The organism is Geminicoccaceae bacterium (assembly GCA_020638465.1).
Classification (GTDB): Bacteria; Pseudomonadota; Alphaproteobacteria; order Geminicoccales; family Geminicoccaceae; genus JAGREO01.
On the sequence record JACKIM010000001.1, the window covers coordinates 1,575,552 to 1,593,886 of the forward strand.

Annotated in this window: 22 protein-coding genes and 1 tRNA gene; 5 read left to right on the forward strand and 18 right to left on the reverse strand. The window is 61.7% G+C overall.

The window, feature by feature from the left end:
* Positions 1-8: 8 nt before the first annotated feature.
* From H6851_07470 to H6851_07500, 7 genes are all read right to left on the reverse strand, one after another.
* Positions 9-1,529: a glycosyltransferase gene (locus H6851_07470; protein ID MCB9943445.1), complete on the reverse strand. Its 1,521-nt coding sequence runs from the start codon at positions 1,527-1,529 to the stop codon at positions 9-11.
* Between the two features lie 439 nt (positions 1,530-1,968).
* Positions 1,969-4,659 carry an aconitate hydratase AcnA gene (gene acnA / locus H6851_07475; GenBank protein MCB9943446.1) on the reverse strand — a complete coding sequence of 897 codons (2,691 nt, stop codon included), beginning with the start codon at positions 4,657-4,659 and terminating at the stop codon, positions 1,969-1,971.
* A 150-nt stretch (positions 4,660-4,809) separates the two neighbouring features.
* On the reverse strand, positions 4,810-5,595 hold the full coding sequence (locus tag H6851_07480) for an enoyl-CoA hydratase/isomerase family protein (protein ID MCB9943447.1): 786 nt from the start codon (positions 5,593-5,595) through the stop codon (positions 4,810-4,812).
* Between the two features lie 28 nt (positions 5,596-5,623).
* Positions 5,624-6,070: an arsenate reductase ArsC gene (locus H6851_07485; GenBank protein ID MCB9943448.1), complete on the reverse strand. Its 447-nt coding sequence runs from the start codon at positions 6,068-6,070 to the stop codon at positions 5,624-5,626.
* A gap of 14 nt (positions 6,071-6,084) precedes the next feature.
* Positions 6,085-6,570 (reverse strand): UPF0262 family protein, encoded by a 486-nt coding sequence (locus tag H6851_07490; protein MCB9943449.1) that lies wholly within the window; start codon positions 6,568-6,570, stop codon positions 6,085-6,087.
* 21 nt (positions 6,571-6,591) lie between these two features.
* Entirely contained in the window at positions 6,592-7,119 is a 528-nt protein-coding gene (locus H6851_07495) for a DUF2948 family protein (protein MCB9943450.1), read from the reverse strand.
* Positions 7,120-7,160: 41 nt separating this feature from the next.
* On the reverse strand, positions 7,161-7,349 hold the full coding sequence (locus tag H6851_07500; protein MCB9943451.1) for a hypothetical protein: 189 nt from the start codon (positions 7,347-7,349) through the stop codon (positions 7,161-7,163).
* A gap of 54 nt (positions 7,350-7,403) precedes the next feature.
* Between H6851_07500 and H6851_07505 the strand changes: the two genes are divergently transcribed.
* A tRNA-Thr gene (locus tag H6851_07505) sits at positions 7,404-7,478 on the forward strand.
* Positions 7,479-7,559: 81 nt separating this feature from the next.
* Here H6851_07505 and H6851_07510 read toward each other — a convergent pair.
* The 4 genes from H6851_07510 to H6851_07525 all read right to left on the reverse strand — a co-directional run bounded on the left by H6851_07510 (position 7,560) and on the right by H6851_07525 (position 9,956).
* The gene (locus H6851_07510) at positions 7,560-8,663 is read right to left on the reverse strand and encodes a hypothetical protein (protein MCB9943452.1); all 1,104 of its coding nucleotides are present in this window, start codon (positions 8,661-8,663) and stop codon (positions 7,560-7,562) included.
* A gap of 157 nt (positions 8,664-8,820) precedes the next feature.
* Entirely contained in the window at positions 8,821-8,964 is a 144-nt protein-coding gene (locus H6851_07515) for a hypothetical protein (protein ID MCB9943453.1), read from the reverse strand.
* A 393-nt stretch (positions 8,965-9,357) separates the two neighbouring features.
* Positions 9,358-9,705: a hypothetical protein gene (locus tag H6851_07520; GenBank protein ID MCB9943454.1), complete on the reverse strand. Its 348-nt coding sequence runs from the start codon at positions 9,703-9,705 to the stop codon at positions 9,358-9,360.
* On the reverse strand, positions 9,702-9,956 hold the full coding sequence (locus H6851_07525; GenBank protein MCB9943455.1) for a hypothetical protein: 255 nt from the start codon (positions 9,954-9,956) through the stop codon (positions 9,702-9,704). Before H6851_07525 ends, H6851_07520 begins: the two co-directional genes overlap by 4 nt.
* Positions 9,957-10,169: 213 nt before the next feature.
* On the opposite strand from H6851_07525, the gene H6851_07530 reads away from it, so the two are divergent.
* Both H6851_07530 and H6851_07535 read left to right on the forward strand, forming a co-directional pair.
* A complete protein-coding gene (locus H6851_07530) occupies positions 10,170-10,463 on the forward strand; it encodes a hypothetical protein (GenBank protein ID MCB9943456.1) in 294 nt (97 codons plus the stop codon).
* On the forward strand, positions 10,451-10,795 hold the full coding sequence (locus H6851_07535) for a transcriptional regulator (GenBank protein ID MCB9943457.1): 345 nt from the start codon (positions 10,451-10,453) through the stop codon (positions 10,793-10,795). Before H6851_07530 ends, H6851_07535 begins: the two co-directional genes overlap by 13 nt.
* Positions 10,796-10,976: 181 nt before the next feature.
* Here H6851_07535 and H6851_07540 read toward each other — a convergent pair whose 3' ends face one another.
* The 4 genes from H6851_07540 to H6851_07555 form a co-directional block, all read right to left on the reverse strand.
* Entirely contained in the window at positions 10,977-11,684 is a 708-nt protein-coding gene (locus H6851_07540; GenBank protein MCB9943458.1) for a hypothetical protein, read from the reverse strand.
* Positions 11,685-11,777: 93 nt separating this feature from the next.
* On the reverse strand, positions 11,778-12,353 hold the full coding sequence (locus H6851_07545) for a hypothetical protein (protein MCB9943459.1): 576 nt from the start codon (positions 12,351-12,353) through the stop codon (positions 11,778-11,780).
* Positions 12,350-13,009 (reverse strand): hypothetical protein, encoded by a 660-nt coding sequence (locus tag H6851_07550; protein MCB9943460.1) that lies wholly within the window; start codon positions 13,007-13,009, stop codon positions 12,350-12,352. Before H6851_07550 ends, H6851_07545 begins: the two co-directional genes overlap by 4 nt.
* Positions 13,000-13,323, reverse strand: a complete 324-nt coding sequence (locus tag H6851_07555; GenBank protein ID MCB9943461.1) for a hypothetical protein — start codon at positions 13,321-13,323, stop codon at positions 13,000-13,002. The genes H6851_07550 and H6851_07555 overlap by 10 nt, the downstream gene beginning before the upstream one ends.
* On the opposite strand from H6851_07555, the gene H6851_07560 reads away from it, so the two are divergent.
* Together H6851_07560 and tnpA are read left to right on the forward strand one after the other, a co-directional pair.
* The gene (locus H6851_07560; GenBank protein ID MCB9943462.1) at positions 13,294-13,557 is read left to right on the forward strand and encodes a hypothetical protein; all 264 of its coding nucleotides are present in this window, start codon (positions 13,294-13,296) and stop codon (positions 13,555-13,557) included. The genes H6851_07555 and H6851_07560 overlap by 30 nt on opposite strands.
* A 116-nt stretch (positions 13,558-13,673) precedes the next feature.
* The gene (gene tnpA / locus H6851_07565) at positions 13,674-14,105 is read left to right on the forward strand and encodes an IS200/IS605 family transposase (protein MCB9943463.1); all 432 of its coding nucleotides are present in this window, start codon (positions 13,674-13,676) and stop codon (positions 14,103-14,105) included.
* A gap of 112 nt (positions 14,106-14,217) precedes the next feature.
* Here tnpA and H6851_07570 read toward each other — a convergent pair whose 3' ends face one another.
* From H6851_07570 to H6851_07580, 3 genes are all read right to left on the reverse strand, one after another.
* Positions 14,218-14,424: a hypothetical protein gene (locus H6851_07570; protein ID MCB9943464.1), complete on the reverse strand. Its 207-nt coding sequence runs from the start codon at positions 14,422-14,424 to the stop codon at positions 14,218-14,220.
* 5 nt (positions 14,425-14,429) lie between these two features.
* Positions 14,430-17,666 (reverse strand): ATP-dependent helicase, encoded by a 3,237-nt coding sequence (locus tag H6851_07575; protein MCB9943465.1) that lies wholly within the window; start codon positions 17,664-17,666, stop codon positions 14,430-14,432.
* Positions 17,667-17,986: 320 nt separating this feature from the next.
* Positions 17,987-18,331, reverse strand: a complete 345-nt coding sequence (locus tag H6851_07580) for a helix-turn-helix transcriptional regulator (GenBank protein MCB9943466.1) — start codon at positions 18,329-18,331, stop codon at positions 17,987-17,989.
* Positions 18,332-18,335: the final 4 nt, after the last annotated feature.

Genomic DNA, 18,335 nt, shown 5'->3' on the forward strand with positions numbered 1-18,335 from the left:
CGATCCTGTCATGGCTTGAAGGTGAAAAACGAGGAAGGCAGGGTCAGCAATCCGGTGAGGAAGCCGATGGCCGCGAACAGCGCCAGAAGAGCCAGCGCATGAACATACGCCGATCCGATGGCCTGCAGGGCGCCTTCAAGGCGGCTGCGCCCTGTCACCGGGCTGGAGATCTGCTGGCGGGTCCAGGTCTGCCTGTCCAGCCGGAACAGCACGTAGGTCTTGATGAAGGCCCCGTAGACCTGATTGTAATAGATCAGAAACGGATAGAGCCCGCTTACCGTGTCCCGGAACGCCAGCAGCATGAGCGTCTGTGCGAAGCGGGTGATGAGGATCCAGGCGACAAACACATAGAGAAAGAGCGGCGATATCAGGATGGCAAAGCAGATGGCTGTCAGCGGCCCGATAAGCGGGGTCCACATCGAGACGCGCTGATCGATCAGGCACCACCAGGTGAACAGGCCCACCTGGCGCGGGCCGAGGTCGATGGCCCGGCCGCTTGCGCGCAGCATGTTGCCGAACCAGCGCTTCATCAATCTGGTGGAGGCCGTGAAGAAGGACTTTCCAGGCGGATGCTCGATGGTGATGATACGCACATCGGGAATATACAGCATCTTCATGCGGTTCTTGAGCAGCCAGAACCAGGTGGATTTGTCCTCGCCGGTGAGCAGCTTGATCCGCCCGAGGCGCCAATGGTCGATGGCGTCGTCGCGGATCTGTGCGATGAAGTCCGGGTCGGTGGCCACCTGGCTGCGGAAAACCGACATGCGGCCGGTCATGGTCAGCAGCTTGCGCGACAGGCCCATCGAGCACATCAGCACCTGGCGCTGGGCAAAGCGCAGGCGATGCCATGCGCGAATGACAAGGCTTCCGTCGACCACCGCGTCCTCGTCGGTGGTGAAGCCCGCGACATCGGGCATGATCCGCAGGAAGGGCAGGCTGCGGCGCAGTGTGCCCGGCGGCAGAACGGCATCGCCGTCCATGACCATGACCGCCGAATCGAGGGGAGGACGCATCCGGCCGATGGCGCGCAGCGCTGTCGACAGGCCGTCGCGCTTGCCCGATCCGGCCACGCGGACGATTGCAAGGCGAACATGCGATGGCGGCTGCATTTCGCGGAAGAACTGTTTGGCCAGCCGCTCGTCGGCCATTTCCACGACCGAGGCGACAATGGTCACCGGGCGGGGATAATCCCTTGCTTCGAGCAGGGCGGCGCGCAGCACCGCCACCACCGTCTCGGTGCGGATGCGGAACGCCGTGATGACGATGAAGGCTTCGGGATACAGTTCGGCCGGGTCGACCTCGCCCTCATCGCTGGCGCAAAGCAGGCGATCGGCATAACGGCGCCATCGGGGGAACGAGATGTTCTTGTAGATCAACGCACGCAGGAAATGGACGAAACCCCAGGAATATCGCCAAATCCCCACAATTCCGATGATGAAAACGAACTCGCGTGCGTGGGGGTCGAGAAGTTCGGGCGGCGCATGCAGCAGGACAGCGGCCAGCAGGAGGATGTAGAGAGCCAGATACACGCAATCACCTCCCGCGCCGTGGCGGGGCTGGATGAGTCGATGCGCACGTGTCGAATGTCTGATCCGGGAACATGGGCAGCCGATACACGTTGCACTGCAGTACGGCAAGCTGCCGCGAACCGAAGGCGGGATCAGTGTTGCAAATGATTCCGGCCATGGGGACCATTTCAGTTCGCATCAATGCCACAATGGGAGACATCGTTTCCTGTCGCATCATATCATGGAGCCTGTCCGCCATCGCGGCCGTTCCCGATTCATCCTTGATCGCCGGCCAATCGCGCGTGTTCCGTTCAGTATCCCGGCACGCACATGATAAGCCCCGGGAGTTAAAATATCTCCCGGGGCCGGTATCCTTACTTGACGCCAAACCGGATAGTTATCCCGGCACCATTCCCGTTGTGGTAAAAGGTGCCAAGTCAATACCGATCGGCTCAGGACGTCACTTCTGGTTCAGCAGCATCCGCAGCACATAGTGCAGGATGCCGCCATTCTTGTAGTAGTCGACCTCGTCCTGCGTATCGAGGCGGCAGGTCAGCGGGATGGTCTCGCTCCTGCCGTCCTTGCGCGTGATGGTGCAGTTGAGGTCCATCCGCGGGCGCAGACCGGCTTCGAGGCCGGTGATGCTCACCGTTTCGCTGCCATCGAGACCGAGTGTCTTGCGCGTGGTACCTTCCTTGAAGTTGAGCGGCAGGACACCCATCCCGACCAGATTCGAGCGATGGATACGCTCGAAGCTCTCGGTGATCACCGCCTTGACGCCCAGCAATACGGTACCTTTCGCCGCCCAGTCGCGCGACGAACCGGTGCCGTACTCCTTGCCGCCGAAAATTACCAGCGGTGTCCCGTTCTCCGCATATTTCATGGCTGCGTCATAGATGGACATGACCTCACCATCGGGCTGATGCGTGGTCCAGCCGCCTTCCGTACCGGGCGCCATCTCGTTGCGCAGGCGAATGTTGGCGAAAGTACCGCGCATCATGACTTCGTGATTGCCACGGCGGGAGCCGTAGGAATTGAAATCCTTCTGCATGACCTGGAACGAGCGCAGATATTCCGCGGCCGGGCTGTTTTTCGCGATCGAGCCGGCCGGGCTGATGTGATCGGTGGTGATGCTGTCGCCGAGGAGTGCGAGCACACGGGCATCCCTGATATCCTTGACGGATTCCGGCGCTTCGCGGGTCATGCCTACGAAATAGGGTGGCAGGCGGACATAGGTCGACCCGTCATCCCACTCATAGGTCATCTCGGTCTTGTCGGAGCCGATGTTCTGCCAGCGTTTGTCACCGGTGAACACGTCCGCATAGGACGACATGAACATGTCGCGGGTAACGGCCGTGCGGACGGCCTCGTCGACCTCCTGCGGGGTGGGCCAGACATCGTCCAGCATGACCGGGCCGCTGCTGCCTTCGCCGAGCGGTGCCTCGGTGATGTCAGTGAGCAGCGATCCCGCCAGCGAATAGGCGACGACGAGGGGCGGCGACGCGAGGTAGTTGGCTTTGACCTGCTGATGGACACGCCCCTCGAAATTGCGGTTGCCCGACAGGACCGAACCGACCACCAGCTTGCCGCTGTCGACGGCCTCGCTGACGGCATCCGGCAACGGCCCGGAATTGCCGATGCAGGTGGTGCAGCCATAGCCGACGAGGTCGAATCCCAGCTGGTCGAGATAGGTCTGCAAACCCGCCTTGGCCAGATAGTCGGTCACCACCTTCGATCCCGGAGCGAGCGAGGTCTTGACCCAGGGCTTCGGCTTGATGCCCAGTTCGACGGCCTTCTTCGCGACGAGACCGGCGGCCAGCATCACGCTCGGGTTCGAGGTGTTGGTGCAGCTGGTGATGGCGGCAATGACGGCGTCACCATGCTTCAGCTCCGCATCCATGCCCTTCAGGGCCACGGAGGCATCCTCGGCGGACTCGCCACGCAGGTCGGAGATCGCCTCCTTCATGCTGGCCGGGACATCGGTCAGCAATTCGCGGTCCTGCGGCCGCTTGGGACCGGCCATCGACGGCTCGATTTCCTCCAGATCGAGTTCGAGGATGGCGGAGAAGACGGGATCGGGCATGTCGTCATGGCGCCACATGCCCTGTGCCTTGGCGTAGGCTTCGACCAGCTTGATGCGCTCCGGGTCGCGCCCGGTCAGTGCCATGTATTCCAGGGTCACCCTGTCGATGGCGAAGAAGCCGCAGGTCGCACCATATTCGGGGGCCATGTTGGCGATCGTCGCGCGGTCTGCCAGCGGCAGGTTGGCCACACCGGGGCCGAAGAATTCGACGAACTTGCCGACCACGCCCTGCGCACGCAGCATCTGGACGCAGGTCAGGACCAGATCAGTGGCGGTAGCCCCGGCCGGAAGCCGGCCGTGCAGCTTGAAGCCGACCACCTCGGGAACCAGCATCGACACGGGCTGGCCCAGCATCGCCGCTTCAGCCTCGATGCCGCCGACACCCCACCCGAGAACCGCGAGGCCATTGACCATGGTGGTATGGCTGTCGGTGCCGACCAGCGTATCGGGATAGGCGACCTCGCGTCCCCCTTCCTTCGCCGTCCAGACCACCTGGGACAGGTGCTCGAGATTGACCTGGTGGCAGATGCCGGTTCCGGGCGGGACCACGCGGAAATTGTCGAACGCATCCTGACCCCAGCGCAGGAAGGCGTAGCGTTCGCCATTGCGCTGGTATTCGAGCTCGACATTGCGCTCGAAGCTGTCGGTGCCGCCGAAGTTGTCGACCATGACGGAGTGATCGATGACCAGGTCGACCGGTGACAGCGGATTGATCTTCGTCGGGTCGCCGCCCAGCTTCACCATGGCCTCGCGCATGGCTGCCAGATCGACCACCGCCGGAACGCCGGTGAAGTCCTGCATCAGCACGCGGGCAGGACGGAAGGCTATTTCCTGGTCGCTTTGCCGCTTCTTCGTCCACTCGACCAGTGCCTTGATGTGGTCGGTGGTGACGGTATTGCCGTCTTCGTAGCGCAGCAGGTTTTCCGCCAGCACCTTGAGCGAGAAGGGCAGACGGCTCAGATCGCCGATCTTCTGGCTCGCTTCGGAGAGCGAGAAATAATCATAGGATCGACCATCCACGTCGAGCTTGCGGCGTGCGCCGATACTGTCATGACCTGAAACGCGCAAAACGATTCTCCTCTCTCCTGCAACACGTGAGCTTGCAACAACAGCGCCTGCGGTGTGACCGCACCTATAATCCGTGACGATTGCAAGGCAAAGGCGGTGGCTTGTCTCAACCCCCGCTTCCTGTCCACCCCGACCGGAACCGCGCCGGTTTCAGCGTCCCCTGAAGACGGGCGCACGCTTTTCCATGAATGCCCGGCGCCCTTCGATGTAATCCTCGCTGGAAAAGCACTCCCGCACAAGTTTCGCACAAAGGTCGGGATCACGTCCATCACCATCGACCAGCACATGCGCAGCGATCTGCTTGATCGACCGGACGGTCAACGGGGCATTGGCCGCGATGGTCGAAGCCGTGGAAAGGGCTGCCTCCGCCACTTCGCCGTCATTGACCACATGATTGACCAACCCGATACGCTGGGCTTCTTCACTTCCAAACCTTCGACCAGTGAAGAAAATCTCCTTGGCGACGGCCGGTCCGACCAGATCGATGAGCCGTTTGACGCCGGCAAGGCCATAGCCGACTCCGAGGCGTGCTGCCGGAATGGCGAATTGTGAGCCTGTGCCGCATATCCGCAGGTCGCAGGCAAGGGCAATGGCCATGCCGCCGCCGATGCACCAGCCGTCGATCCGGGCTATTGTCGGCAAGGGGAATCCTGCCAGGCGTTCCTGGGCTTTGTCGGTAACGGCCTCGTAGCGTTCGACATCGGCGGCGCTGGAGCGTTCGCTCTCGAACTTCGAGATGTCGGCTCCCGAAACGAATGCCCTGCCGCCGGCTCCGGCAAGCACCAGAACGCGAAGGCCGGGTTCCTTAGAGAAGCGGTCGAGCGCGTCGATCAGGCCCTGCCACATCCCGAGCGACATAGCGTTGCGCTTTTCGGGATTGTTGAAGGTGATGTGGCCGATCGCCTCCTGGCGCTCGACGAGAATTCGCTCGGTCATGGTCTGTTGTCGCTCCGCTTCTGGCCATTCATACCTTTGGTGCCTGCAGCGGGCGGAAACGCTGGAGAATCCTGCGATGCAGGTCATCGCGCAAGCTGCGGTAGGCATCGAGCTTCTGTTCCCGGCTGCCCTGCACATGCGTCGGGTCCATGGTCGGCCAGAACTCGATTTCGCAGCTCGAATGACGCGTCAGCTCGACGGCACGGTGCTGGGCTTCGGGCGACAGGGATATCACAATGTCGAAGTAATCATCTTCAAGTTCATCAAACGAGCGGGAACGGTGCCGGGAAAGATCGAGCCCCAGTTCATCCATGGCCGCGATGGCGAACCCGTCGGCATCGCCTGCGGGCCGGACGCCGGCGCTCTGAACGAAAATTCGCGTCCCATGCAGATATTTCAGCAGGATCTCCGCCATCGGCGAGCGGACCTGGTTCATGGTGCACGCAAACAGCACGCTGCCCGGAAGGTCATCCATGGCGGGCAGGTCCGTCAGCCACGCAGGTGCAGGACGCAAACCAGCGTGAACAGCCGCCGGGCCGTGTTGTCATCCAGGCCCACCTTGTCGACAAGTGCATCCTTGAGTACGTCCGACCCCTCATTGTGCAGGCCGCGCCGGGCCATGTCGATTGCCTCGATACGGCTGGGTGTTGCCCCCTTGATTGCGTCGAAATAGCTCTCGCAGATCATGAAGTAGTCCTTGATGATTCGCCGGAGCGGCCGGACCGACAGGGCGATCTCGACATGTTGGCGCGTCCCGTTGTCATTGGCGGCACCGGTGACATCCATGATGAGGGTCGTCTCGCGCAGGGACAGGAGCAGTTCGAACGGCCCCTGCAGGTCGCTTCGCACCTGGAAGTGGTTGTCCTCCAGCAGATCGAAGATGGCCACGTCGCGCTCATGCTCGATTTCGGGGCTCCAGCGAACGATGCTGCGCTCGTCCAGCCTGATGTCGGTGATTCGGCTTGCATCACTCAACGGCGGTCTCCGCCCGTGAAATCAGCCGCTTGCCGTTCGTGGTGCATCAAGTTCCCCTTCGCGCTCGCGCTTTTCCTGCTCCGCCATGGCCTCGGCGCCGAGCAATGTCGCAAAATGATCACAAGGTGTGTTCCTGCTGGCGAGGATCTCGCCGAAATCCTCGAACCGGCAATCGATGCAGTCGCTGCGAAGCTGGATGGCCCGATCCCCCTCGAAGACCAGATTGATATGGAACATCCAGCGTTCGCCCGGCTCCGTGGCGATCGTCAGGAGCGTCAGCGGCTGCTCGGGGGCATCGGCATCGAGCCCGCGGTGCTTCACCTCGTCGATGCAGTCGAACACGAGGGCCGCCTGCGTTTCGGTCAGGCCCTCGCAGGTCGACGGATCATGCGCCTGTTCCCTGCGGTAGCGGACGAAGGCCGCGATGAAGCGATTGTCCTCGGCCGAATACATCATCTCGTTCACCGAGGTGCGGGCATCCTGCAACAGGGCCGCGATCATCGCCAGATCCTCGATGTCCTCCGCCCGCAATCGGATTTTCTCACTCATGGCGTCACCCGCTTCCGCTCGCTTGTTCATGGGCCTGTCTGTTAGCATCCGTCACCGGCCGATCCAAGCGGCTGCCGTGCCGTTGCACCTTCCGTGCCGCCATCGCCGTCACGTTCCGCCCGCTGGCGGGTCTGCTGCTTGCGCTTGCGCAGATTGTCGCGCATCTGCCGCGCCAGGGCTTCGGAACGCTCCCCGTCGCCTCGGCCTTCGGATCGAATTTGTTTGCTCATCGTTGACACCCGGACTTGCACATCCTCAATCCCTATGGCATTAGCACGCCCGCAGCCGCCGTAGCTCAGTGGTAGAGCGCACCCTTGGTAAGGGTGAGGTCGAGAGTTCAATTCTCTCTGGCGGCACCATTTTTCTGACGGGCCTGTTCGCAGGTTGTTCGCACACTGTCAGGATAAAGAGGCGGCGGGAAGGTAGTAGTTCTCGTCGCCTCATGCTTTTCTGGCCTCATGAAGCGAATTGCTCATGCCGCATTCGGCCATATAGTCGTCGATCACGTCGACGCAGGGCTTGCAATAGTCCGGTTCGTTCACCCTCCGCTTGGTGTACCATTCAATCATCTGCTCGGGATTGGCGCGGGCTAACCAGCGCCGCACCCACTGCTCTTCAACCTTCTCGTCAAGAAGCGTGTTAAGAGTATGCCGCCAGATGGTAGGAACAAAACTTTCATCAAGCCCAGCCCTAACACGGGTTTCGCGCCACATCTCATAGATCCAGCGCTTGCGGGCACCAACAATCAAGCCGCCGTCCAGATTCGCGAACCACGGACGAAGTGTCCGCGTGATCTTCACGACTGGATTCCGCTTCTTGTCTCTCGGCTTCTCGCCGGGCTTGCGAAGATCGACCGTGCCGTTCTCAAGGTCAATCTTGTCGGCAGTCAGTTCACAAATGCGCTCGGTTCGTCCACCAGTGTTCGCGTTTATGATCGTGAACCGGGCGAGACGCTCATCTTCTATCGCTTCCCAGAAGGCCAACGCCTGTTCGCGTCCTGCGAAAATGTTCCGGCCATCAAGGGGGCCTATCCATTGCAGTGATATTTTTGGCGCGGACATGAGCCAGCGACGCTCTACAGCGCGGTTGTACATTGTCCTGATGTCGTTGAGGATGCGCTGCACATATCCCGGCGCGCGACCGTCTTCCATCAGCTCCTCGCCCCAGATCTGCAATTCGGGCGATCCGACTTCAAAAACGGTCCTATCGCCGAACCGCTCGACCGCCCACCGAAGCGAGCGCTTGATCTGGTCAACCGAACGGATCTCGCCACGGTCGAGCCATTTGGCCTTATAATCCATAGCCAGCTCGGCAAAAAGCATCGTGTCGGGCTGATGGTCACGCGGCTGGCGGGTCTTGAAATGGCGGGCGATCATCATTTCTCGCGCGGTCTCAACATCCGCAGTGCCGCAGCTTTCACGTTCGGTACGGCTTCGTCCCGGTCGGTTCGGGTCGGCGACCTGCCAGCCAAGATAGATGTTACCGCCGGGCTTGTCCCGGAAGAGGTAGAAGTCTCCGAGCTTGTCGAGTCGTTCTCGGGGCATAGGGACTCCTTGAGCCATTCGGGCGTCGTGTACCAGCGCTTGCCGAGCTTCTTCGCCCTGATTCTTCCCTTTTTCATCTCATCACTGGCCCCGCGCTTGGTCTTGCGCAAGGTCGGCGCGATGTCTTCTGCGAAAAGGAGGGTAGGTAGGTCCAACGCTACACCACACCCTTCGCCAGTCGCTCGATCATCCGCCGCAGTCTGCGACGGGCACGAGCATTCGGGCGCTTGAACGAGACCTTTACGGGACAGGCGACCCACGCGTGGGTGAACATGGGCGAAATGGCCGGTGTGCGTTTCATCAACCCGCCCTCACTGCCTTTGGCTCAGGTGGAAGCACCGCCCTTGGCTCCGCCACGATCCGTTCAAGCATGTCCAGATCGAATTTGAGCGGCCCCATGCCGGCACCGTCCCGATAAACGAGACCAGGAACTTTGCCTGCGTATATGTAGAACTTGCTCCGGCTCCACTGGGGGATGACCTTGCGCGCCTCTTTAAGAGAACCCAGTCTTGGCATCTATGATCCTTTCGGACGATGAAAGATGCCCTACTCATATCGTAGATGATTCGAGAAATCAGCGTACACCCGCCAAGATATGAATTATTTGTATTTTTCAATATGTTATCTGTGATTCGTCAAACGCGGCAGGGGCCCCGCCACCTTTCGATGACGGGGCGTGCTGGAACGGGATGGTTCAGGCGAGTGCTTCGAGCGCCTCGATGGCATTGCGGATCGCGACGGGCGCGGTAGGGAAATGCCAATCGTCGCGGTGCTCACGGTGGAACGCCCGTAACTGCATAATCACGCCTTCGATGGTCGTCGGGCGGATTGCTGCCAGCTGGTCGAAGACACGCATCCATGCATCGCATTCGGCTTCGAACTGCTCGTCGTCGAGCCCGTGATTGCCTGATTGCAGCCACTTGGCCCGGCGGAAGTATTCTTCGCAAAGCGGGATGACCGGATCGACCGGTGCAGCAATAGCCGGTGTCGCCAGCGGCGTAGCGGCTGCGGTGGCGAGAAGAATGCGGCGGGTGGCGGTCATGCCGCTTCCTCCTTGCTCGTGCGCAAGGCGGAAAAGCCCTGATGTAGCTCGTCGAGATGCTGATATAGCCGGCTGACGATATAGGCGATCTGATCGCCCAAGGCTTCGCAGTCGTCGCTCTTGGTAAGCTTCTCGATGATATGCAGGCCCGTCTCGATATCCACTGTCGTGAATTCAAGCTGCCTGATCTGCTCTAAGCGGGAAAAGGTTGCGGTCGGGCAGATTCCGCCCGTAGAGATGGTGTCAGCCATCGTTGACTCCTTGTAAGTCGATGGTGGTTAGGGGCGGACGTGGCGCGCCAACGCTCGTCCGTCCTGCCCCGCTACGCCAATAGCGAGGCAACCCCAACCATGCGCCCGGGCGGCGAATGCGTCAAGATCGGTTCAGATCGGGGGTGAATGGCGGATGTTCGGCGGGCGTTGGAGTAATTGACAACATGCCTTTGTGTTGTTACATTCTCCAACATGAAAGCCGAGCTTCTTTTCCACGAACGCCACCAGCTCGAAACGACGCTCTTCGTGGAAATAAAGGTATGGCGGGTGCCGAAGCCTGTTCGCGGATCGAGGCACGATTTCAAATATTCCTTGGCGCTGGTCTCGAAAGGCGAATGCGTTCTGCGTTTCGACAATGAGGCGGGCAAGGGCGATCACTTTCATATCGGCGAGCTTGAACGGAGTTACCGTTTCACCGACGCCGAACGGTTGCTGGCCGATTTCTGGCGGCAGGTCGATGAATGGAGACGATCATGCGCGAAGTAATTCTCTCCCTGGCAAGTCGTGACGATGTGACCGGGCGGGCGCTCGCGGCGTTCAACGGCGAGCAACAGGGCCACCGCATCTCGTTCGCCTCGCCGGAACTGCTTTGGCAGACCCTGACGGCCAAGCGCTGGGAGTTGCTGCAAGCGATGATCGGTCAGGAACCGATGAGCATCCGCGAGACCGCCCGCCGGATCGGCCGCGACGTGAAGGCCGTTCACGGCGACATTCACGCGCTGCTCGATGCGGGCGTTCTGGACCGCCACGACGATGGCCGCATTCATTTCCCCTATGACGCGGTACGGGTGGATTTCATGCTCACCAAGGCGGCTTGAGACGTACGGAGACTATGCGGAATTCTGTGCCCTGGCGTGAGGGCTATGCCATCTGCAAGTTCCATAGAACGTCACCGGCTCGATTTCGCAGCGTGCCCCCCCCACCCAGCACAGACGATAAAAGCGCACTCTGATAGTCGTTTCCGGGCGATTACGGGCCATGCCATGTTTTTTTCGCCGCTCACGCTTGCGTCTGCTCGGAGAGAGCGGGCGGTACAGTCACCTGCTCGTCCCCACCTTCGCCAGTGACAGGAGCCTCGGCCAGCTCGCGGAACAGGTGCCCGCTCTCATGCAGCACGGTCGACAGGTTGGCCTTCTCGAACAGGCGGATGGTCGTCCGTTCGCCGAACGTGATCGAACCGCGCGCAGTGGCCCCCTTGTTTTGTTGATATGATGACCCGTTTTTGTCATTATTGGCTGAGCGTCGTGCCGGTAAGGTCACTCCGGCAGCCCCAAAAAGGTCTCGCAAGGTGCCGAATGTCGCTTGTGGGCGGCGCGCCTTTCTTCCTCTCTTGCCGCGCTCGGGCTTTGTCGCACGGTCTTCGGTATCGTAGGCGGTAAGCAACCACGCGCCCGACGTTCCTTTGTATTCGAGTTGCACGACGGCTTTCGTGGTCTTGCTCTCAAGGGTGATTTGTTGCTTGGGGCGGTTCCTGTTCTTGACCTTCATTCCGGCCAGCCGCTCGGGCAGGTCGGCTATGACTTCCGGGTGGTGGTCGATGAGCTTTGCCAGCCCGAAGCCCTTTCCCCGGCTGTCGCCGCTATGCCCCCATGCAAGGGAGATCGGACCGACTTCGGGGTGCCAGAGCGCTCCGGGCGCTTCGCCTTCCTGCCGCCGTTCGAGTTCGAGCGCGGCGCCGACATAGTCGCCGGCGAAGTCGCGCAACACCGGCCCGAATGGCCCGGTTTCCCCGTCCTCCTGAAACAGCGTCCTGCCTTCCAGTGCCTTCCGGATGCTGGCGGTTCTCCCGGAATGGGCCTGTCAGTGGGCCGCTTCTTGTCCCGGCAACGTTCCAGCGCTCCATCGCGCAGCGGCAAAGCCCTTGCCCGCATGCAACGAGGCTCCGGCCATGGCCAGTGCAAGGGCGGTCACAAGGTCGCCATGATGACCGCGTCCGCGAACATCGATCCTCCCGCCATTGCTGGTGAAGTCCATCATTTCCCCGGCCAGCGCGCCCGCTCCCGGCAACTCGCCCGGCACGGCAATGCGGCGTCCGGACAGCGCCGCCATGAGGGGGCGGAACAGGAGCACCTTGGGAATGGCAAGGGCATTGCCTGATATCTGCCTCGCCGTTCTCCCGCCCGTTATCGTGACACCCAGCGCCGGCAATCCTGCCAGCACGGCCATTTCGTGCACCGCCCGCCCGACTCCCGTCGCGTCGATGGACAGCGAGGCGGGCGCAAGCGAGGCGGCGCGTGCCACCATGGCCGCGTAGGATGTGCCGAGCGGCAGGCGTTCGAGATGACGGGCATGCCAACGCTCCCCGTCGGGCACGACGCCCGCCAGTGCGGCCGGGTCGCGGGCCTGCCCGACATCCAGCCCGAAAAACATGCTCACGGCCGGTCCCAGAGCTTCGCCCCCCACACGCTGGATGGGCCGGGCTGGGGGACGGTGAACACAGAAAACCCGTGCGGGCCTTGCGGACGGACGGAAAGCCCCTCATGCAGGGCCACGCCTGTCGCAATCACAAGGTTTTCACCGGCGTGGCCCGATACGGCGTCGAAGTCATCGTCATCGATACGTGGCGGTTTCTCGCGAATGGCTGCCAGCTGGGAGGTGAACCTTTCCGCCAGCGACAGGGCGCGGGCCACCTCGAATGTCTGCTGTTCGAGGGAAAGGCGAAGATCCTCGATGATCTGGCCTCGCCATATCGGCGCAGGATGCCGCCCCCTTGCATCCTGCGGTTTCGATCCGGTGACGTGGACAAAGGCCGTCCGCAGGCCCGCCCGGCTCCACAGCCCCCTTCCGGCGTCGCCAAGAGCCGATGCCTCGACCACGATCCGGACGGGCGTGGGGGCACCCTCGTCACGGCGAAGGCTCCGGGCAACCTCGCCGCTGTATTCCGCAATCGCCTGCAAGCCTGCATCGGCGGGGAACTCCTCAAGCGCACGCAGGGCAGCGGCGTTGCGCACCCCGCGCCCGGGTCGGATGTGCAACACCGCCAGTGCCGCGCGGGAAGGGTGGCAGGGAGGAACCACACCGATCACGTACATGATTGCCCGAACTCCGGAAGCCTGAGGGGAGCCACGTCGCCAAGGCCCCCGAGCCCGTGCCCGACCGGCACGGCGGAACCCGAGAGCATTGCCGCGATGTCATCGCCGGAAAACAGCGACCCGGCGGCATCGAGAAACCGGCAGCCATATTCCTGGGCGAACCAGTCCGCCCCGAGCGCCCGTCTTTCCGCCGCGAGGAACCCCGCCGAAATGCGTGGAACATCGCCGGCCGGGATCTCGAAACGCTGCCATGTCTCGCCGCCGTTCGTCCATTCGTCGAAGAAGTGGCCGCGCTTGCCGAACGGCGAGGACATGGTATCCATCACGAGCCTGTCAACAGCCGCCACGGCGAGCATGTCCGCGACAAAAGCTGGCACATCCAGAACGCCAACGCCCGCCACAGCCGCCTCAAGAGCTGGATCGCCGCCTTCAACGGCGTCGCCACGAAAAAATACCTGCCGAACTATCTGGCATGGCACCACGTGCTCGACAAAAAGCCCGATGTTCCGGACCATCGTGAATGGCTGCGGTTGGCCATCAACAGCTAAACTAAAATAGGAGATCCCCCGGCTATGCCGGGGCGGCAGCCCGAGTTTGACGTTTCCGGCAGTCCATCGCCGGGTTTCTTTCGTTTGCCACCACGCATACGGAAGGAACGTCAGCGATGGACACGTATCAGAGCCTAAGTCACAGCGTTTGGGACTGCAAATATCATGTCGTCTTTATCCCGAAATGCCGACGCAAGACGCTGTATACAGGCCTGCGCCCACATCTCGGCGCGGTTTTTCGACAGCTAGCCAAACAAAAGGAGAGCAAGGTCATAGAAGGTCATCTGCTACCGGATCACGTCCACATGATGCTCGCCATTCCCCCCAAATATGCTGTCTCCAATGTCGTCGGCTTCATCAAAGGGAAGAGCGCCATTCACTTAGCCCGTGTTTATGGCGAACGCCGACGCAATTTCGTTGGCCAACATTTCTGGGCAAGAGGATATTTTGTCAGCACGGTCGGGCGAGACGAAACGGTCATCCGCGACTACATTCGCAATCAGGAGAAGGAAGATCGCCGGCTCGATCAACTCGCGCTGTTACCCTGAACATGCCGCCTTCAGGCGGCGAACAGATTGCGGCCGCGCAGCGCCGCAAACCGCCGCTTTGAGCGGCTCTCAACCAAAGCCCCCGGCTCTGCCGGGGGATATTTACTGCGAACTAAGACAAAAATCCCAGGGTTTGGGCGATGGCAGGGTTGGCCTCTTCGGGATCGAGGCAGATCGCGAATGCATCGTTATCGGCCTGGGTCTGGCGCTCGGGCACGAGCCCGCGTTCCTTGACCACGGTTGGAGAGAGTACGAGGCCGGTGGGGCGGACATGGTCGAGCCATTCGAGATCGGAATCGCGGCGCGGTTCGTTGGTCATGGCTTTCATGCTGTTGCAGGCCAGAGATAGACGACGCCAACGGGCTCCCGGCGTTCCGCCTTGATCTGGTAGCCATCGCGGATGCGTTGGGGCTCGGTTTCGAGTTCTTTTGAAATGCGTTCCAATCGGGTCATCCATGCCCTGCGGTCGGCGCGCAATTGAGCCTGCTGGCGAGCGTCAACGTCGAACAGCTCACGCTGGCGATCGTCGAAGCCACTTTCGGCTTTGAGAATACGCTGACGCTGCTGGTCAAGCAGGGTGGCCAGCGATTTCGCCTCTTCCTCACCCCGGTGTTCGAGCATGACCCTGGCTTTCTCGATGGCGGCGTCGGCTTTGGCATGGAGGCTTGGCAGCAAGTCCTCGACATCCTGATGGAGGAAGGTCAGGGCGCGATCGATGGCGCTTTGCGACGGCTTGCGGGCATGGGTGAGCGCATCGGAGAGCTGATCGAGGGTCGTCTCCTGTCCGTGCGAGCCCAGTGCCGTGAGTGCGCGCTTGCCGCGCTCGGCCTCGCGCCAGATTGCGGTGACCGGCAGGATTTCCTCGTGCAGCCTTGCGGCGCCCGGGCCGTAGAGGGCGACACGGCCGAGCAGGATGATGCGTGGCTGGCTACCGGTACCGACGATCACCGTGGCGCGATTCAGCCCGCTTTGAAACCCTTGGCTGAGAAAGCGGCCCAAGAGACGGCGCACCAGGCGGTGTTCGAGGTGAACCTGGACGACGTGATCGGCATTCCGGTCATCGGGCAGCACGGGGGGCTCGAACGCGATGCGGCGCAAAGGTGCGCGGCTGCGCCAGAGGTTGACGGGTTCGCCACGGCGCCGGCGGCGTTCCCTGAGATCGTCGAATGCTTCCTGCCAGCCGCTGTCGTGAAAGGCACGGTGCTCGGGGTCGAGAGCGAAGCTTTGAACGTCACCAACAGGCTCGCCTTCAGCCTCGCCCAGGTCGAAAGCAGCACGCTTGAGAGCGACTGCAGTGACTCCCATGAGCTGATCCCGGTCAATTCCAACCTTCTTCTTGCTCTCGCCGAGCGTCCTGCGCAGTCGGTCGATCTCATTCTTGACACGGTCGAGGCGCCTGTCCTCGGTATCATCCATCTCGGTGCGAACCAGAGTCAGCCGCTCATCATCCTGCTCACCGCCGATCTCGCGGGCAAGCCGGGCGGCATCGGCGCGACGAATGCCCCCTGTAGCGAGCCGGTCGTGGACGCGCTCGGCTATGACCTGGCCGAAGGAACCGAGTTGGTGTTCGATGAGCTCGGTCTTTTTGACCAGTGCCTCCAGAACGGCGTCCTCGGGGCGCTGCTCGTACCGGAAATAGCGGCAGAAAACCTGTTTGGCCGGCTGTAGCTTGCGGTCGATGCGGCCGTTGCGCTGTTCGAGGCGCGCGGGATTCCAGGGCAGATCGATATGGACGAGGTCGGCGCAGCGGGTCTGCAGATTGATGCCCTCGCGCGCGGCATCGGTGCAGATCAGGATGCGAAGGGGCGCTTCTGCAGGGTCGGCATTGAATTGCTGTTTGATCTCCTCGCGACGTTCGATCGAGGTCGCGCCGGAAAAGACACCGATGCGCTCGCCCAGGTTGTCGGTCCCGGCGAGACCAGCGATGAGGCAGCGCTCAAGCCATCGCCGCGTGTCCTCAAACTCGGTAAAGAGAATCAGACGGCGGTCGTTCCATCGTTCGCCGTTGAGACAGTGATCGCGTACCCAACCAAGCAGCCAGCGGATGCGCGCATCGTGGCCGGTCGCGGCCATCCTGGCGACGTCCAGCATCGCGTCGACGGCAGCCAGCTCGCGGGCCAACGCTTGCTGCTCGATTTCTTGCATGCCAAACCGGGTCGCCTGTTCGACAGCCTCATCGTCGTCATGCTCGATCAGTCGTTCCAGTCGTTCTTCCTCGTCCGCGTCCACTACCTCCTCGAGTTCCTGACGATGCTTGGCAAAAGCACGGGCTGCCTCCTCGATGATGCCACGGCGGTCCTCAACGGCACCGGCGAGCGTCGTGCGGTGCTTGGCGAGCGTTTTGGCAAAAGCGGCAACCGAAGAGAGCAGGCGCTGCTGCAGGCCAGAGAAGATCAGGCGAGACTGTCCAGCTTGGCGCTCGCCGAGCAACACGATGCGCTCTTCGCGCAGGTCCTGGTAACTGGCCAGCATCTGAGCAAGCTTTAGCTCGGGTGCATCGCCCGGCAGCCCGCGTAGCACGATGGGTTCCACCACGCGCTCGGGGAAACTCTTGCCGAGCCGACGCAAATCCGATTTGAGCCGCCGGACCATTATTGGCTCCAGATCGCCGGGTCCGACCTTGACGCCGCGGGTAAAGCGCTGGGGGTCGAGCATCTCCAATAGGGCCGAGAAGCTGTTGGAATGACCGTTGTGCGGTGTGGCAGTCAAGAACAGGCGATGTTCGAAGCGGTGAACCAGTTCTCGCATGGCGCGGGTAAACTGACTGTCGACCGCATAGCGCGAGGCACTCGCAGGGGCGGCGTGGTGGGCCTCGTCGAGGATAAGCAGCGAACGCGGCCGGAACTCGCCTAAAAGATCCCGTAAGCCCGAGGTGTAGGTCTCGTCGGTGAGCAAACGGTGCGAGACGAGAAAGCGTGAACCCGTCGCCCAGGGATTGACCCCGAAACCGCGACTGCGGCGAAGTTCGGCCAGGCGGTCGCGATCGACCATGGTGAAGCTGAGGCCGAACTTGCTCTCAAGCTCGTCCTGCCACTGCAGCGTCATTGAGGGCGGTGCAGCGACGACGACAAAGTCGATCCGGCGGCGCAGAAGCAGTTCGCGCAACACGAGCCCGGCCTCGACGGTCTTGCCCAGACCGACATCGTCGGCGATCAGGAGATTGACCCGCGGCAGCCTCAGTCCCTTGGACAGCGGAGCGAGTTGATAGTCCTCCAACCGGATACCTGCGCGAAACGGCGCCTGGAACAGCGAGCGATCCGCGGCGCTGGCGGTGCGCCATTGCAGCGTCCGCAAAAAGGCGGCAAAAGTCTCCGGATCATCGGTCGCGTTAGCGCTGAACGCGTCCCAGGTTTCCTCGGAAGCGATTTTCGCGTCGATTTCGGCATCCCAAAGAACTGACAGCGATTCGCTCTGAGCATCGTCATCCACGCACGACACATGGACGATCGGGAAGGTTGGATCAGTGTCGTCGGTTGCATCGACGAGCCACCTGCGATTGCGAAGCTCGATGAACTGGCCGGGTTTGGGGGTGCCTCGATAGGCGCTATCAGCCAGTGACATTGCAATTCCTTGCCTCACCAAGAATGTTGGCAACATGGAGAAAAACCAGAACGTTGAAAAGTGTGGTGTTCAATCACCCTCCACGTTTCGGTGCGAATAATGGTGTGTGACATCCGGATTTTCACGGCAAAAGGCCTCACATCCATTTCGCCCATTGATAGGCCTTGTTCTCAATGAACGTGCAAACTGTCGACCTGGGCAGTTTTCCGCTGCCACACAGAAATCTACTGGGACATTCCTCGCTCATATCGTGACAATGGCAATCGGCAAGATCCTCGCGATATGCGGAGGCACCGGAGACTGTCAGCGATTTTGCGCGTCTACCCGGTCAGATCGTCCAGTGAAACGTCCAGAGCCGTTGCCAGACGTCGCAGGGTGGCGATGGAGCCCCTTTTGCGTCCGGTCTCGATCTCGGCGACGGTGACGCGGTTTACGCTGGCTTGTTTGGCGAGAACGGCCTGGGTCATGCCGCGCAGGTCACGATACACGCGAAGCGGGCTTTCGCCGTCGAGCAGGCGGTTTGCATAGCTCTCGGGGATCAGTTCGTCCTCGCCGGCGGCCAGCGCGTCTTTTGCACGGTCATAGGCCCGCAGGTCGGCAAGATCTTCGGCTGCGGCGTGCAGGCGATCATATTCCTCGCGGGTGATCGTTACCATCTCGTTCATGCCG

What these genes read in the sequence shown, in the direction of transcription:
- H6851_07480 (MCB9943447.1), bottom strand. Translation starts at nt 5,595, where the DNA reads ATGACCGAGCGAATTCTCGTCGAGCGCCAGGAGGCGATCGGCCACATC.
- H6851_07485 (MCB9943448.1), bottom strand. Translation starts at nt 6,070, where the DNA reads ATGGATGACCTTCCGGGCAGCGTGCTGTTTGCGTGCACCATGAACCAG.
- H6851_07495 (MCB9943450.1), bottom strand. Translation starts at nt 7,119, where the DNA reads ATGAGTGAGAAAATCCGATTGCGGGCGGAGGACATCGAGGATCTGGCG.
- H6851_07500 (MCB9943451.1), bottom strand. Translation starts at nt 7,349, where the DNA reads ATGAGCAAACAAATTCGATCCGAAGGCCGAGGCGACGGGGAGCGTTCC.
- H6851_07510 (MCB9943452.1), bottom strand. Translation starts at nt 8,663, where the DNA reads ATGCCCCGAGAACGACTCGACAAGCTCGGAGACTTCTACCTCTTCCGG.
- H6851_07515 (MCB9943453.1), bottom strand. Translation starts at nt 8,964, where the DNA reads ATGAAACGCACACCGGCCATTTCGCCCATGTTCACCCACGCGTGGGTC.
- H6851_07520 (MCB9943454.1), bottom strand. Translation starts at nt 9,705, where the DNA reads ATGACCGCCACCCGCCGCATTCTTCTCGCCACCGCAGCCGCTACGCCG.
- H6851_07525 (MCB9943455.1), bottom strand. Translation starts at nt 9,956, where the DNA reads ATGGCTGACACCATCTCTACGGGCGGAATCTGCCCGACCGCAACCTTT.
- H6851_07530 (MCB9943456.1), top strand. Translation starts at nt 10,170, where the DNA reads ATGAAAGCCGAGCTTCTTTTCCACGAACGCCACCAGCTCGAAACGACG.
- H6851_07535 (MCB9943457.1), top strand. Translation starts at nt 10,451, where the DNA reads ATGCGCGAAGTAATTCTCTCCCTGGCAAGTCGTGACGATGTGACCGGG.
- H6851_07550 (MCB9943460.1), bottom strand. Translation starts at nt 13,009, where the DNA reads ATGTACGTGATCGGTGTGGTTCCTCCCTGCCACCCTTCCCGCGCGGCA.
- H6851_07555 (MCB9943461.1), bottom strand. Translation starts at nt 13,323, where the DNA reads ATGTCCTCGCCGTTCGGCAAGCGCGGCCACTTCTTCGACGAATGGACG.
- tnpA (MCB9943463.1), top strand. Translation starts at nt 13,674, where the DNA reads ATGGACACGTATCAGAGCCTAAGTCACAGCGTTTGGGACTGCAAATAT.
- H6851_07570 (MCB9943464.1), bottom strand. Translation starts at nt 14,424, where the DNA reads ATGACCAACGAACCGCGCCGCGATTCCGATCTCGAATGGCTCGACCAT.
- H6851_07575 (MCB9943465.1), bottom strand. Translation starts at nt 17,666, where the DNA reads ATGTCACTGGCTGATAGCGCCTATCGAGGCACCCCCAAACCCGGCCAG.
- H6851_07580 (MCB9943466.1), bottom strand. Translation starts at nt 18,331, where the DNA reads ATGAACGAGATGGTAACGATCACCCGCGAGGAATATGATCGCCTGCAC.